This is a genomic window from Sulfitobacter sp. W027 (assembly GCF_025143985.1).
Classification (GTDB): domain Bacteria; phylum Pseudomonadota; class Alphaproteobacteria; order Rhodobacterales; family Rhodobacteraceae; genus Sulfitobacter.
The window spans coordinates 2,987,699-3,002,151 of record NZ_CP083564.1 but is presented as its reverse complement, the minus strand read 5'-3'; the positions used below and the strand labels follow the sequence as shown (position 1 = coordinate 3,002,151).

Genomic DNA, 14,453 nt, shown 5'->3' with positions numbered 1-14,453 from the left:
GGAACTCCAAAATGAAATTTACCGAAGAACATGAATGGCTGCGCGTCGAGGGTGACGAAGTGGTCGTAGGCATCACCACACATGCCGCCGAGCAGCTGGGCGATGTGGTCTTTGTCGAACTGCCCGATGAAGGCACCGTGGTTAGCAAGGACGACGAAGTGGTCGTGATCGAATCCGTCAAGGCCGCGTCTGACATTCTGGCCCCCATTGACGGTGAAATCACCGAGGTGAATTCTGCGCTGACCGACAACCCCAGCATGGTGAATGATGATCCACAGGGCGAGGCGTGGTTCTTCAAGCTGAAGTTCACTGACGCCAGCCAAATGGACGACTTCATGGACGAAGCCGCTTACCAAAAGTTCATCGGCTGAATGGCCCCGATGTCGGCAGGCCCGGCATCTTGAGTTGACAACTTGCGTCGCCCGCTTGGGCGGCGCGCATGAAACAGGGGGCGCCGCTGCCGCGCCGCGCGACGAGGAATCTGACATGAGCTTCAAGCCCACCGACTATTTGCCATATGACTTCGCCAACCGGCGTCACATCGGCCCGTCCCCTTCCGAGATGTCGCAGATGCTCGACACCGTGGGGGCCGAAAGCCTCGACGCGCTGATCGACGACACGATGCCCAAGGCGATCCGCGCCAAGGAACCGCTCGATTTCGGCAAAGCGATGAGCGAGCGCGAAGTGCTGGAGCACATGCGGACCATTGCGGGCAAGAACAAGGTGCTCACCAGCCTGATCGGGCAGGGGTATCATGGCACCGTCACGCCCCCGGCGATCCAGCGCAACATTTTGGAAAACCCCGCGTGGTACACGGCCTATACGCCTTACCAGCCCGAGATTTCCCAAGGCCGTCTTGAGGCCCTGCTGAACTTCCAGACCATGGTCAGCGACCTGACCGGGCTTGAGGTCGCCAATGCCTCGCTGTTGGATGAAGCCACCGCCTGTGCCGAAGCGATGACCATGGCGCTCCGTGGGTCGAAATCCAAGGCGATGGCCTTCTTTGTGGACCGCGACTGCCACCCGCAGAACATCGCCGTGATGAAAACCCGCGCTGAGCCGCTGGGCATCGAAGTGATCGTTGGCGACCCCGACAAGATGGAGGCCGACAAGGTCTTTGGCGCGATCTTCCAATACCCCGGCACCTACGGCCATGTGCGCGATTTCACCGACCACATGACCGCGCTGCATGACGCCAAGGCCATCGGCATCGTCACCGCCGACCCGCTGGCGCTGACGCTGCTGAAAGAGCCGGGCGCGATGGGCGCCGACATTGCCGTGGGCTCGACCCAGCGGTTTGGCGTGCCCGAAGGTTACGGTGGCCCGCACGCGGCCTATATGGCCTGCCGCGACGCGATGAAGCGCACCATGCCGGGCCGGATTGTCGGCGTCTCGATCGACGCCCATGGCAACCGCGCTTACCGCCTGTCTTTGCAGACCCGCGAGCAGCACATTCGGCGTGAGAAGGCGACCTCCAACGTCTGTACCGCGCAGGCGCTTTTGGCGGTCATGGCCTCAATGTATGCGGTATTCCACGGTCCCGAGGGGCTGAAAGCCATCGCGCAGCGCATCCACCGCAAGACGGTGCGTCTGGCAAAAGGGCTGGAGGCGGCGGGCTTCAAGGTCGATCCGAAAGCCTATTTCGACACGATCACCGTTGACGTTGGCCCGTTGCAGGCCGCGGTGATGAAATCCGCTGTGGATGAGGGCATCAACCTGCGCCGCGTGGGCGAGACCCGCGTCGGCATTTCGCTGGACGAGCGCACCCGGCCCGATACCATCGAAGCCGTTTGGCGCGCTTTCGGCATCCGTCAGGCGGATGACGATTTCACGCCCGAGTACCGCCTGCCCGACGCGATGGTGCGCACCAGCGACTACATGACCCACCCGATCTTCCACATGAACCGGGCCGAGACCGAGATGATGCGCTACATGCGACGCTTGGCCGACCGTGATCTGGCGCTGGACCGGGCGATGATCCCGCTGGGCTCCTGCACCATGAAGTTGAACTCGGCGGCTGAAATGATGCCGGTGACGTGGCGGGAATTTTCGCTCATTCACCCCTTCGTGCCTGCCGATCAGGCGCTCGGCTACAAGGAAATGATTGACGATCTTTCCGACAAGCTCTGCGAAATTACCGGTTATGACGCGATCTCCATGCAGCCGAACTCCGGCGCGCAGGGGGAATATGCGGGTCTGCTGACAATCGCGGCTTACCACCGCGAACAGGGGCAGGGGCACCGTAACATCTGTCTGATCCCGATGAGTGCGCATGGCACCAACCCGGCCTCCGCGCAAATGGTGGGCTGGAAGGTCGTGGTCATCAAGACGGCGGCCAACGGCGACATCGACCTCGACGATTTCCGCGCCAAGGCGGAGCAGCACAGCGAGAACCTCGCCGGTTGCATGATCACCTATCCCTCGACCCACGGCGTGTTTGAGGAAACCGTGCATGAGGTGACCAAAATCACCCATGACCACGGCGGTCAGGTCTATATCGATGGGGCCAATATGAATGCCATGGTGGGCCTGTCGCGCCCCGGCGATCTGGGCGGCGACGTGAGCCACCTGAACCTGCACAAGACCTTCTGCATCCCGCATGGCGGCGGTGGCCCCGGCATGGGGCCGATCGGTGTCAAATCGCACCTGATCCCGCATCTGCCGGGCCATCCGAATGAGGAAGGCACAGCGGTCTCGGCGGCCCCCTACGGCTCGCCGTCGCTGCTGCCGATCTCTTGGTCCTACTGCCTGATGATGGGCGGCGAAGGGCTGACACAGGCCACACGGGTCGCGATCCTGAACGCCAACTACATCGCGAAGCGCCTCGAAGGGGCTTACGACGTGCTCTACAAAGGCCCCACAGGCCGGGTGGCGCATGAGTGCATCATCGATGTACGCCCCTATGAGGAAACCGCCGGCGTGACCAACGAAGACGTCGCCAAACGTCTGGTCGACTGCGGCTTCCACGCGCCGACGATGTCTTGGCCGGTCGCGGGGACGCTGATGGTCGAGCCTACGGAGTCGGAGAATAAGGCCGAGCTTGACCGCTTCTGCGATGCGATGCTGGCGATCCGCGAAGAAATTCGCGAGATCGAAGAGGGCCGCATGGACCGCACCAACAACCCGCTCAAGAACGCGCCACATACGGTCGAAGATCTGGTGGTGGAATGGGGCGACCGGCCTTACAGCCGCGAACAGGGCTGCTTCCCTCCCGGTGCCTTCCGGGTCGACAAATACTGGCCGCCGGTCAACCGCGTCGACAACGTGCACGGCGACCGCAACCTGATCTGCACCTGTCCGCCGCTGGAGGACTACGCCGAAGCGGCGGAGTGATCAGACCCCCAAGACAGCCAAAGGGCGCGGGATCATTCCTGCGCCCTTAGCATATCCGCAGGCCGGGCGTTCAGCGCCTTTAGCGCAAAGCCCAAGCCCGCGAGAACCGTCGCCAGCACCCCGCCTGCGATGATCATCAGCGCATTGGGCCAGATCACGGTGAAATCGGTCTCCATCACGTAATGGCTCACCGCCCAGCCACCCGCGATGCCTGCCATCAGCGCGACGCCCCCGGCAAAGAGACCCAGCAGGGCTGCACGCAGCACAAAGCTGCTGGCGATGGTGCGTCGCGAAGCGCCCATGGTTTTCAGCAAGGCCGCCTCATAGCTGCGCGCCCCCGTGCCTGCGGCGGCAGCGCCGATCAGCACCATGAAGCCGGTAGCGAGCGTCGCCAGCGCCCCGAACGAAATCGCCGAGGCCAGCCCCGCCAGCACCGCCGCCACCCGGTCGATCGCATCGCGCACCCGGATCGCGGTGATGTTGGGGTAGGCTTCGGCCAGATCGCGCAGGATCGCGGTTTCGGCCTCTGGCGCGGCATAGACGGTCGAGATGAAACTATGCGGCGCGCCGGCCAGTGCAGCGGGGTTCATCGTCAGCACAAAGCCGATCCCAGCGGTGGAGAAATCAACCTCGCGGAAGCTGGTGATCTCGCCGGTGATGGCGCGACCCAGCACGTTGAGGGTCAGGCTGTCGCCAAGGCTCAACCCCAGTTCCTCGGCCTCCTCGGCGGCAAAGCTGATCTGCGGCGGGCCGGTGTAGTCTTCGGCCCACCAGTCGCCCGCCGTGATCCGCGTGTCTTCCCCCGGCTCTGCGGCATAGGTGATGCCCCGGTCGCCGCGCACCACCCAGTGATCGCCCGCCACCTCTTGGGCCGGCTGGCCATTGATCTCGGTCACCACGCCGCGCAGCATCGGGGCGCTCTCAACCCGGCCGACTGCCGCATCGCTGGTGAGCCTTTCGGTGAAACCGTCGATCTGATCCTTCTGGATGTCGACAAAGAAGTAAGACGGCGCCACGTCCGGCAAGTTGCCCGAGATCGCCCGGCGCAGGTTGCCGTCGATCTGGCCCACCGCCGCCAAGACCGACAGGCCAAGGCCGAGCGCCAGCACCACTGCCGTGGCCCCTTCACCCGGCCCGCCAATCGCCGCCAGCGCCCACCGCAGGCGCGGATGCCCCCGCACGCGCTTGGCTGCGGCCCGCGCGATCAGCCGCAACACGGCTGCCGCCAGCGCCAGCACCGCCAGCGTCGCCGCCAAACCGCCAAGCGTCCAAAGTGTGAGCGACCACGATCCGTTAAACCAGCCCGCCAGCGCCAAGACCGCGGACAAGAGCAGCGCCATCGCCACAAGGTAGGGCGCGCCGGGCCAAGGCGATTGGCGCTGCCAGTCATCGCGAAACAGTGTGGCGGCACGCACGTCAGCGCTTCGGGCCAGCGGCCAAAGCGTGAAGAGCGCGGCCGTGAGCAACCCGTATAGCGCAGCCTCGGCCATCGGGGCGGGATAAATCGCAAAACGGGCGGGGAGGGGCAGCTGCGCTTCGATCAGCGGGGAAAGCAACAGCGGCAGCCCGGCACCGATCAGCAGGCCAAGCGCGACGCCCATCACGGCCAGCAGCCCGACCTGAATGAAGTAGGTCTGAAAGATCGTCGCCCGCGTCGCGCCCATGGCGCGGAAGGTGGCGATCACGGCGGTCTTGCGTTGCAGATAGGCCCGCACCGCTGCCGCCACGCCAACCCCGCCCACCGCGAGGCCCGACAGCCCCACCAGCACCAGAAAGGCGCTGAGCCGTTCGACGAAACGCGCCACGCCGGGCGCGCCGTTGCGGGCATCGGTCCAGCGCATCCCGGCGTCGGCAAACCGCGCCTCGGCCTCGGCTTCCAACGGGTCAAGCGCGGTGCCTTCGGGCAGATCGAGCCGGTACTTGCTGTTAAAGAGCGTCCCCGGTGCGAGCAGGCCCGAGCCATCTAGCGCGGCGCGCCGCACCAGCGTGCGAGGACCGAGCGAGAAGCCACTGGCGGCGGAATCCGGTTCGCGTTCGATCAGGGCCGTCAGGCGAAATTCGGTTTCGCCGAGGGCAAAAACATCGCCCGGGGCAAGGCCGAGCCTGTCCGACAGGGCACGTTCCATCAGGGCGCCGGGCCGTCCTTCGGGACCGGTCTCAAGCGCCTGCTCCAGCGGCAGGACAGGGTCTAATACCATCTCACCGATCAATGGATAGAGGTCGTCCACCGCCTTGACCTGCGTCAGTGCGCGTTCTGACGTGTCCCCCGCGCCGACCACCGCCATGGAGCGGAACTCAACGATTTCGGATACACGTTCGGCCCGCTCGGCCATCCACGCCTGCTCATCAGGGCTGGCGGAGCGATAGGTGAAATCAAGCTCGGCGTCGCCGCCCAAAAGTGCGGCACCTTCGGCTTCCAGCCCCGCCTCAATCGCAGCGCGGACTGAGCCGACGGCGGCCAAAGCGGCCACGCCAAGCGCGAGGCAGGCCAGCAATAGACGAAAACCGCGCAATCCGCCGCGCATTTCACGGCGGGCAAAACGGGCTGCGAGGGACAGGCTCATGCGAGACGCCCGTCGGCCAATTGCACCACCCGGTCACAACGCGCGGCCAGATCGTCGGCATGGGTCACCAGCACCAGCGTCGCGCCATGGCGGTCGCGCAGTTCAAACAGCAAGTCCATGATCGCTGCGCCATTGCGGCTGTCGAGACTGCCTGTCGGCTCATCCGCCAGCAGGATCGCCGGGCGCGGGGCGGCGGCGCGGGCGAGGGCCACGCGCTGCTGCTCGCCGCCTGACATCTGCGCAGGGTATTGATCAATCCGGTGGCCAAGACCGACGGCCTCCAACTCGCTGCGCGCGCGGTCAAAGGCGTCCTCCGCCCCCGAAAGCTCAAGCGGGGTGGCGACATTTTCCAGCGCGGTCATGGTGGGAATGAGGTGGAAGGATTGAAAGACGATCCCCATGCGGCCTTGCCGAAACTGGGCCAACCCATCCTCGCGCAGCGCGCTGAGATCATGGCCGAGAGCCATAACCTTGCCGCCCGTGGCACGCTCCAGCCCGCCCATGACCATCAGTAGCGAAGATTTTCCCGATCCCGACGCCCCGGTCAGCGCGATGCTTTCCCCTTGCTGGACCTGCAGCGAAATGCCGCGCAGAATATCGACGGTTCCGGCATTGCCCTTGAGGCTTAGCGTGACATCTTGAAGGTCATAGACTGGGTCGCTCATCAGGCCGCCTTTGTTCTGAGTATCAGTTGGATATGGAGGTCCGTGAAGGATGCGCAAGGTATTGATCTGCTGTGCCTTTATTTTAGGCAGCGCGGCACAGGCCGAAGAGGTGGTGATCGCCGCCCTTGGCGACAGTCTGACCCAAGGCTATGGCCTGCCCGCCGAAGAGGGGTTCGTGCCGCAATTGCAGGCTTGGTTGGATGCCGAAGGCGTTGAGGCGAAAATCGTCAATGCGGGTGTTTCGGGCGATACGACCGCAGGCGGCCGGGCGCGGGTGGATTGGACCCTGACGCCCGAAGTCGACGCGATGATCGTGACACTCGGGGGTAATGACATGCTGCGCGGGCTGGACCCGGAGCAGGCGCGCGGCAACATCGATGACATTCTTGCGGCGGCAAAGCGCGCCGAGGTTGAGGTGCTGCTGGTCGGCATGTCGGCGCCGGGCAACTATGGCGCGGGATATAAGGCCGATTTCGAAGCGCTCTATCCCGACTTGGCCGAAGCCCATGGAACGCAGTTCTACCCGGATTTCTTTACCGGACTTCTGGCCGAAGAGAAGGGCGCGGCCAGCGCGCGGAGCGAGACGGTGCAGCGCTATTTCCAAGGGGATGGCATCCATCCCAATGCCGAAGGCGTGGCGCTGATCGTGGAGGATATCGGCCCGGCGGTGGCCGAGCTTGCCGCACAGGCCGCAGAGACCCGCTAACAAGAAACGGACGCCGCAGCGTCCGTTTCGATCATCGAAAAGTGGCCCTGTCAGGCCAGCGCGATATTGCTCGCGCTTTCGCGGCCATCACGGCCTGCTTCGACATCAAAGGTAACCTTTTGATTGTCGGCAAGCCCGGTCAGGCCTGCGCGCTCTACTGCGGATATGTGGACAAAGATGTCTTTGCCGCCGCTGTCCGGCGCGATGAAGCCGTAGCCTTTTGTCGTGTTGAACCATTTGACGGTGCCAGTAGCCATGACCCGTGTCTCCCTCTGTCTGATCTGCCCGCAACATGCGGCAGCGCGGCTCGGTCGAATTCGTGATCGCTGGAGCCTTAGGGCAGCCGGGTCGAAAAGTCTTCGCGTCGCAGTCGTGATATTGGAATCTCTATTTTTAAAATCAAGGATTTTTACGGGGCGGCATGGGGCAAGCAAGGAAGCGCCCATGAAATATAACCTGCCTGTTACAAAACTGGCAGGTGTCACGGGTTTTTCGGGAAGTCGCGTTTTTCAAAAATTTACCAGTTGATAAAAAAATGATTCCGTGTGAGCATTTTCAAAACACCAAGAAAACGACAGGGATTTTGATATGGCACATGATGTCTTTGAGCCGGGGATCGTTCCGGGGCGGCTGGCGCCGCAGAACTACAACGAGGGGTTTTCGGACCTGCATCCGCCTTTGGATGAACATGAGGCGCTGGTCGCGGCGGATCGGTGCTACTTTTGCCACGACGCGCCCTGCATGACGGCCTGTCCGACGGACATCGACATTCCCCTGTTCATCCGCCAGATCGCCACCGGCACGCCGGATGCGGCGGCCAAGACGATCCTGAGCCAGAACATCCTTGGTGGCATGTGCGCACGGGTCTGCCCGACCGAGACCCTTTGCGAGGAGGTCTGTGTGCGCGAGGTGGCCGAGGGCAAGCCGGTGTTGATCGGCCAGTTGCAGCGCTATGCGACGGACCATCTGCAACAACAGGGCAAACATCCGTTTGAGCGTGCGGCCCCTACGGGCAAGCGCGTTGTCGTCGTCGGCGCAGGCCCGGCGGGCCTGTCCTGCGCGCACCGTCTGGCAATGCTGGGCCATGAGGTTGAGATCATCGACGCGCGGCCCAAGCCGGGTGGGCTTAACGAGTACGGCATCGCGGCCTATAAGACCCCGAATGGTTTCGCACAGGCCGAGGTGGATTGGCTGATGCAGATAGGCGGGATCACCTTCCGCCATGAGGTTGCCGTGGGCCGGGATGTCACCCTCGAAGAGTTGAAGGCCGATTACGATGCGGTTTTCCTTGGCATGGGGCTGGTCGGCGTCAATGCCCTCGGGGCCGAGGGCGAGGATAAGGCCGGGGTCGCCAATGCGGTCGATTTCATTTCGGAGCTGCGTCAATCGGGCGATCTCTCCGGCGTGCCGATTGGTCGCGACGTGGTGGTGATCGGCGGCGGGATGACAGCGGTGGATGCGGCAGTGCAGGCGAAACTGTTGGGCGCGCTTAATGTGACGCTGGTGTACCGCCGGGGCCGTGATCGGATGAACGCGAGTGTGTTCGAGCAAGACCTCGCCGCGTCCAAGGGCGTGCGGATCGTGACCCATGCGGTGCCGATTGCCGTGCATGGCAACGGCTCGCTGCGCGAGATCGAGTTCGAATATGTCAATGAGGCGATGAAGGGCACGGGCCAGACCCTGCGCCTGCAAGCGGATCAGGTGTTCAAGGCCATCGGTCAGACGCTGTTGGGCGAGGGGCTGCCTGAACTCGACGGGCGCAAGATTAAGGTGGATGGCACCGGACGCACCAGCCTTGATCGTGTCTGGGCGGGCGGCGACTGCGCCAGCGGCGGCGATGATCTGACCGTGACCGCGGTGGCCGAGGGCCGCGATGCGGCGATGGACATTCACACCACATTGATGGGGGCGGCGGGCTGAGGCCGCGCCGAGAGGGAGACATAACATGGCTGATCTGAGAAGCGACTTCATCGGGATCAAATCCCCCAACCCGTTCTGGCTGGCCTCCGCGCCGCCGACGGACAAGGAATACAACGTGCGCCGCGCCTATGAGGCGGGCTGGGGCGGGGTGGTCTGGAAGACCCTCGGCATGGAAGGCCCGCCGGTCGTGAACGTCAACGGCCCACGCTACGGCGCGATCTATGGGGCGGACCGGCGGCTGCTGGGCCTCAACAACATCGAACTGATCACCGACCGCCCGCTGGAGGTGAACCTGCGCGAGATGAAATCGGTCAAGCGCGACTATCCGGATCGTGCGCTCATCGCCTCAATCATGGTGCCGTGTGAGGAGGAGGCGTGGAAGGCGATCCTGCCGCATGTGGAGGAAACCGGGGCTGACGGGATCGAGCTAAACTTTGGCTGCCCGCATGGCATGGCCGAGCGCGGCATGGGCTCTGCCGTGGGGCAGGTCCCGGAATACATCGAAATGGTCACCCGCTGGTGCAAGATGTACACCCGCATGCCGGTGATCGTGAAGCTGACGCCGAACATCACCAATGTGCTCTACCCCGCTGAGGCCGCCAAACGCGGCGGCGCGGATGCGGTCAGCCTGATCAACACGATCAACTCGATCACCTCGGTCGATCTGGACCTCTTTGCGCCGGAGCCGATGATTGACGGCAAAGGTACCCACGGCGGCTATTGCGGTCCGGCGGTGAAGCCGATCGCGCTCAATATGGTGGCGGAGATTGCCCGTAACCCCGAAACCCACGGCCTGCCGATCAGCGGCATCGGCGGCGTTACCACATGGCGCGACGCGGCGGAGTTTCTGGCCCTCGGCGCGGGCAACGTGCAGGTCTGCACGGCGGCGATGACCTATGGTTTCAAGGTTGTCCAAGAGATGATCTCGGGCCTGTCGGAGTATATGGACGAAAAGGGCATGACCTCGGTCGATGAGCTTGTGGGCCGCGCGGTGCCGAATGTCACCGACTGGAACCAGCTGAACCTGAACTACGTCGCCAAGGCGAAGATCGATCAGGATCTCTGCATCTCCTGTGGACGCTGCTTCGCCGCCTGCGAGGATACCAGCCACCAAGCCATCGCCATGTCCGAAGACCGCACCTTTACCGTGATCGAAGAGGAATGCGTGGCCTGTAACCTTTGCGTCAATGTCTGCCCGGTTGAGGACTGCATCTCGATGGAGCCACTGGCCGCAGGCGCGACCGACCTGCGCACAGGCAAGACGGTGACGCCGGACTACGCCAATTGGACCACGCATCCCAATAACCCCTCCGCCCAATTGGTTGAGCCTGCGGAGTAGGAAAAAGGCCCGCCGCCCCGCGTTCAGGATTTCCTGCGCGACGGGGCGGCGGTTTTGGCCTGTAGTGGTGGAGCCATCTGTGCCACATCGCGCCGTGCCGCGATTAGCGCCATGGCTGCATCACGCGCCATATCATCGCGCGTAATGGGTCGCGCATAACTCGCGTCATCGGACTCATGTGAAGTCCGCGCGGGTCCTGCGCTGCTACAATCACCTACATTCATCACTGCCCCTTTGCATCTTAAGGAGCCCACACCCTCATGCAGACTGCGCGCAACCTGCTAACAAGCCGTTAAGCAACGCGCGTTTCGGCAATTAGCGTTAATGGTCCGTTTATTGCGCCGGAAGGTCTAAGAGCGCGCCAAACATCGCCTGAAGATGCGCCTGCGCGCGGGGGCGGGGATCGGTCTCAGGCCCGAGCAGGATTTGCGCCTGCGCTTCGAAATCCGCGTAGTGTTGCGTCGTAGCCCAGATGGAAAAAATTAAATGCTGTGGGTCCAGCGGGGGCAGCTTTCCCGCGCTTACCCAGCCCGCGATCACGGCGCATTTCTCGTTGAACAGGGGTTTGAGGTGGCGGTGCAACTCTGGCTCAATCCGGGGCGCGCCTTGCAGGATTTCATTGGCGAAAAGTCGGCTTTCGCGCGGCAATTCGCGCGACATAGTGAGCTTGCGTTCGACATAGCCGAGGATCTCGCGGCGCGGGTCGCCATCGGGGTCCAGCTCCACCAAGGGGTCCAGCCAAGTCTCCATCAGTTGCGACAGCAAAGTGACGTGAATGTCTTCTTTGCCATTAAAGTAATAGAGAATATTCGGTTTGCTCAGCCCAGCCTCGGCGGCGATCTGATCCAGCGTGGCGCCCCGGTAGCCGTGTTTGGAAAAGACTTCGAGCGCGGCATCCAGAATCACCCGGCGGTTGCGTCTTTGGATGCGGCTGGGTTTCTTGGCGGTGCTTTCGGGCAAGGCAATGATCCTTGGTGCTGCTAAAAAAGGCGTTTGCCGGATCGGCGGCGGGTTGTTTCAAACCAGTTCTTGACAGAGCCTAACCTAATCGCAATCGTGGATTTACCAAATGGTAAAAAAACAACACGGCCTAAGCCGATGACAGAGGAGTGACCTATGCCCGCGCCCGGAGAGAACCTCAAGATTGATCCCGACCGTCTGTGGGATTCCTTGATGGAAATGGCCAAGATCGGCCCCGGCGTGGCGGGAGGCAACAACCGCCAGACGCTGACGGATGAAGACGCCGAGGGCCGCGCCCTGTTCCAGAAATGGTGCGAAGAGGCGGGCTGTACCATGGGGCTCGACCAGATGGGCAATATGTTCGCCCAGCGGAATGGCACCGACCCCGAGGCGTTGCCAGTCTATGTGGGCAGCCACCTCGACACCCAGCCGACGGGCGGGAAATACGATGGTATCCTCGGCGTGCTCGGCGGGTTGGAGATCATCCGCACGATGAACGATTTGGGCATCAAGACCAAACACCCGATCGTCGTGACCAACTTTACCAACGAAGAAGGCACCCGCTACGCCCCCGCGATGCTGTCGTCGGGGGTTTTTGCTGGCATTCACACCCAGGATTGGGCTTACGAGCGCACCGATGCGGAAGGCAAAACCTTTGGTGATGAGTTGCAGCGGATCGGCTGGAAGGGCGACGAGGAAGTCGGCGCGCGCAAGATGCACGCTTTCTTTGAATTGCACATCGAACAGGGGCCGATCCTAGAGGCCGAGGGCAAGGATATCGGCGTTGTCACCCACGGGCAGGGGCTTAGCTGGACCCAAGTGACGATCACCGGCAAGGATAGCCACACCGGCTCCACCCCCATGCCGATGCGCCGGGACGCGGGGCTGGGCATGGCGCGGGTGCTGGAAAAGGTGAACGAGATCGCGCTCAGCCACGCGCCCCATGCGGTGGGGGCGGCGGGCCATATCGAGGTCTATCCCAATTCGCGCAACGTGATCCCCGGCAAGACGGTCTTTACCGTCGATTTCCGGTCGCCCGAACTGTCGGTGATCGAGGATATGGAGGCCCGTCTGCGCGACGAAGGCCAAAAGATCGCCGATGATATGGAGTTACAGATCGAGTTTGAAAAGGTCGGCGGCTTTGATCCCGTGGCTTTTGACGAGGGCTGCGTCACGGCTGTGCGCAACGCCGCCGAGCGGTTGGGCTATAGCCATATGAACCTGATCTCAGGCGCGGGCCACGATGCCTGTTGGATTAACCGCGTGGCACCGACTGCGATGGTGATGTGCCCCTGTGTTGATGGTCTTAGCCATAATGAGGCAGAAGAGATCACCAAGGATTGGGCCAAGGCGGGGGCGGACGTGTTGCTCCATGCGGTGCTGGAGACAGCGGAAATCGAAGGCTGAACACGCGGGCGGCGGACTGGGGCGCTGCCCCGGTCCCCCGACGTGGATTGCCATAAAAGATGGGGAGAAGACAATGAGCAAGGTAATCAAAGGTGGCATGGTCTGCACGGCGGACCGCACATGGAAAGCCGATGTGTTGATCGAAGGAGAGAAGATCAAGCAAATCGGCGAAGACCTGAAGGGCGATGAATATATCGACGCGGAAGGGGCCTATGTGATCCCTGGCGGGATCGATCCGCATACGCATCTTGAAATGCCCTTCATGGGGACGACTGCCGCCGAAACGTTTGAGAGCGGCACATGGGCGGCGGCCTGTGGTGGCACGACAATGGTGGTGGATTTCTGTCTGCCGGGCGCGGATGGCTCGATTAAAAACGCGATCAATGAATGGCACCGTAAATCGGCGCCGCAGATTTGCAGCGACATCGGCTATCACATGGCGATCACCGGCTGGGATGAGACCGTCTTTAACGAGATGAAAGACGCCGTCGACATGGGGGTGAACAGCTTCAAGCACTTCATGGCATACAAGGGCGCGCTAATGATTGAGGATGATGAGATGTTCGCCTCCTTCAAACGCTGCGCCGAACTGGGTGCGCTGCCGATGGTCCATGCCGAGAACGGCGATCTGGTGGCCGAGCTGCAGCAGAAGTATTTCGATCAGGGCATCACCGGGCCAGAGGGCCACGCCTATTCCCGCCCGCCTGAGTTGGAAGGCGAGGCCGCCAACCGCGCCATTACCATCGCAGACACGGCAGGCGTGCCGCTTTATATCGTGCATGTCTCCTGCGAGCAGACGCATGAGGCGATCCGCCGGGCACGGCAGAAGGGGATGCGGGTTTACGGCGAGCCATTGATCCAATTCCTGACGCTGGACGAGTCCGAGTACTTCAACAAAGATTGGGACCATGCCGCACGGCGTGTCATGTCGCCTCCGTTCCGCTCGAAGGATCACCAAGACAGTCTCTGGGCCGGGTTGCAGGCAGGCAGTTTGCAAGTGGTGGCAACGGACCATGCGGCTTTCTCGACCGAACAGAAACGCGCAGGCCGCGATGATTTCCGGATCATTCCTAATGGCTCCAACGGGTTGGAAGAACGGCTTGCCGTGCTTTGGACCGAAGGGGTGGAAACAGGGCGGCTCACGCCGAACGAATTCGTCGCCGCGACCTCGACCAATATCGCCAAGATTCTCAACATCTACCCGCAGAAGGGCGCAATCGTCGAGGGGGCGGATGCCGATATCGTGGTCTGGGATCCGAAGATCACCAAGACGATCAGCCCGGCCAATCATCATTCGGTGTTGGACTACAACGTCTTCGAGGGTTTCGAAGTCAAGGCGCAGAGCCGCTATACGCTCAGCCGTGGCGAGGTGATCTGGGCTTGGGGTCAGAACAGCCAGCCGCAACCGGGACGCGGGCGGTTTGTGCCGCGACCCGCTTTTCCCAGTGCCAATGTCGCGCTGAGCAAGTGGAAAGAGCTGAACAGCCCCAAGATGATCAAGCGTGATCCACTGAACATTCCGGCGGGGATTTAAGCGATGTAGAACCGCGCCGACAATT

General features: G+C 62.6%; 11 protein-coding genes. 7 read left to right on the top strand and 4 right to left on the bottom strand.

What is annotated here, in order from left to right:
* Window positions 1–11: 11 nt before the first annotated feature.
* Together gcvH and gcvP are read left to right on the top strand one after the other, a co-directional pair.
* Window positions 12–371 (top strand): glycine cleavage system protein GcvH, encoded by a 360-nt coding sequence (gcvH, locus tag K3759_RS14680; RefSeq protein WP_259982883.1) that lies wholly within the window; start codon window positions 12–14, stop codon window positions 369–371.
* Window positions 372–486: 115 nt separating this feature from the next.
* The gene (gene gcvP / locus K3759_RS14675; RefSeq protein WP_259982882.1) at window positions 487–3,333 is read left to right on the top strand and encodes an aminomethyl-transferring glycine dehydrogenase; all 2,847 of its coding nucleotides are present in this window, start codon (window positions 487–489) and stop codon (window positions 3,331–3,333) included.
* A gap of 32 nt (window positions 3,334–3,365) precedes the next feature.
* Here the strand turns inward: gcvP and K3759_RS14670 are convergent, their stop codons facing one another.
* Both K3759_RS14670 and K3759_RS14665 read right to left on the bottom strand, forming a co-directional pair.
* Complete coding sequence (locus tag K3759_RS14670; protein ID WP_259982880.1) at window positions 3,366–5,897, bottom strand: ABC transporter permease; 2,532 nt, start codon at window positions 5,895–5,897, stop codon at window positions 3,366–3,368.
* Window positions 5,894–6,562 (bottom strand): ABC transporter ATP-binding protein, encoded by a 669-nt coding sequence (locus K3759_RS14665; protein ID WP_067623362.1) that lies wholly within the window; start codon window positions 6,560–6,562, stop codon window positions 5,894–5,896. The genes K3759_RS14670 and K3759_RS14665 overlap by 4 nt, the downstream gene beginning before the upstream one ends.
* Window positions 6,563–6,611: 49 nt before the next feature.
* Between K3759_RS14665 and K3759_RS14660 the strand changes: the two genes are divergently transcribed.
* Window positions 6,612–7,268 (top strand): arylesterase, encoded by a 657-nt coding sequence (locus K3759_RS14660; protein ID WP_259982876.1) that lies wholly within the window; start codon window positions 6,612–6,614, stop codon window positions 7,266–7,268.
* A gap of 50 nt (window positions 7,269–7,318) precedes the next feature.
* On the opposite strand, the gene K3759_RS14655 is transcribed toward K3759_RS14660, so the two are convergent.
* Window positions 7,319–7,525 (bottom strand): cold-shock protein, encoded by a 207-nt coding sequence (locus K3759_RS14655; protein ID WP_067623368.1) that lies wholly within the window; start codon window positions 7,523–7,525, stop codon window positions 7,319–7,321.
* A 331-nt stretch (window positions 7,526–7,856) separates the two neighbouring features.
* Between K3759_RS14655 and K3759_RS14650 the strand changes: the two genes are divergently transcribed.
* Together K3759_RS14650 and preA are read left to right on the top strand one after the other, a co-directional pair.
* On the top strand, window positions 7,857–9,188 hold the full coding sequence (locus K3759_RS14650; protein ID WP_259982874.1) for an NAD(P)-dependent oxidoreductase: 1,332 nt from the start codon (window positions 7,857–7,859) through the stop codon (window positions 9,186–9,188).
* Between the two features lie 25 nt (window positions 9,189–9,213).
* Window positions 9,214–10,527, top strand: coding sequence for an NAD-dependent dihydropyrimidine dehydrogenase subunit PreA (gene preA, locus K3759_RS14645; protein ID WP_259982872.1), 1,314 nt, complete (start codon window positions 9,214–9,216; stop codon window positions 10,525–10,527).
* Window positions 10,528–10,860: 333 nt separating this feature from the next.
* Here preA and K3759_RS14640 read toward each other — a convergent pair whose 3' ends face one another.
* Window positions 10,861–11,487: a TetR family transcriptional regulator C-terminal domain-containing protein gene (locus tag K3759_RS14640; RefSeq protein ID WP_259982870.1), complete on the bottom strand. Its 627-nt coding sequence runs from the start codon at window positions 11,485–11,487 to the stop codon at window positions 10,861–10,863.
* Between the two features lie 156 nt (window positions 11,488–11,643).
* On the opposite strand from K3759_RS14640, the gene K3759_RS14635 reads away from it, so the two are divergent.
* Together K3759_RS14635 and hydA are read left to right on the top strand one after the other, a co-directional pair.
* Window positions 11,644–12,894 (top strand): Zn-dependent hydrolase, encoded by a 1,251-nt coding sequence (locus K3759_RS14635; protein WP_259982869.1) that lies wholly within the window; start codon window positions 11,644–11,646, stop codon window positions 12,892–12,894.
* Between the two features lie 73 nt (window positions 12,895–12,967).
* On the top strand, window positions 12,968–14,428 hold the full coding sequence (hydA, locus tag K3759_RS14630; RefSeq protein ID WP_243261493.1) for a dihydropyrimidinase: 1,461 nt from the start codon (window positions 12,968–12,970) through the stop codon (window positions 14,426–14,428).
* The last annotated feature ends 25 nt before the right edge of the window (window positions 14,429–14,453 follow it).

What these genes read in the sequence shown, in the direction of transcription:
- gcvH (WP_259982883.1), top strand. Translation starts at nt 12, where the DNA reads ATGAAATTTACCGAAGAACATGAATGGCTGCGCGTCGAGGGTGACGAA.
- gcvP (WP_259982882.1), top strand. Translation starts at nt 487, where the DNA reads ATGAGCTTCAAGCCCACCGACTATTTGCCATATGACTTCGCCAACCGG.
- K3759_RS14670 (WP_259982880.1), bottom strand. Translation starts at nt 5,897, where the DNA reads ATGAGCCTGTCCCTCGCAGCCCGTTTTGCCCGCCGTGAAATGCGCGGC.
- K3759_RS14665 (WP_067623362.1), bottom strand. Translation starts at nt 6,562, where the DNA reads ATGAGCGACCCAGTCTATGACCTTCAAGATGTCACGCTAAGCCTCAAG.
- K3759_RS14660 (WP_259982876.1), top strand. Translation starts at nt 6,612, where the DNA reads ATGCGCAAGGTATTGATCTGCTGTGCCTTTATTTTAGGCAGCGCGGCA.
- K3759_RS14655 (WP_067623368.1), bottom strand. Translation starts at nt 7,525, where the DNA reads ATGGCTACTGGCACCGTCAAATGGTTCAACACGACAAAAGGCTACGGC.
- K3759_RS14650 (WP_259982874.1), top strand. Translation starts at nt 7,857, where the DNA reads ATGGCACATGATGTCTTTGAGCCGGGGATCGTTCCGGGGCGGCTGGCG.
- preA (WP_259982872.1), top strand. Translation starts at nt 9,214, where the DNA reads ATGGCTGATCTGAGAAGCGACTTCATCGGGATCAAATCCCCCAACCCG.
- K3759_RS14635 (WP_259982869.1), top strand. Translation starts at nt 11,644, where the DNA reads ATGCCCGCGCCCGGAGAGAACCTCAAGATTGATCCCGACCGTCTGTGG.
- hydA (WP_243261493.1), top strand. Translation starts at nt 12,968, where the DNA reads ATGAGCAAGGTAATCAAAGGTGGCATGGTCTGCACGGCGGACCGCACA.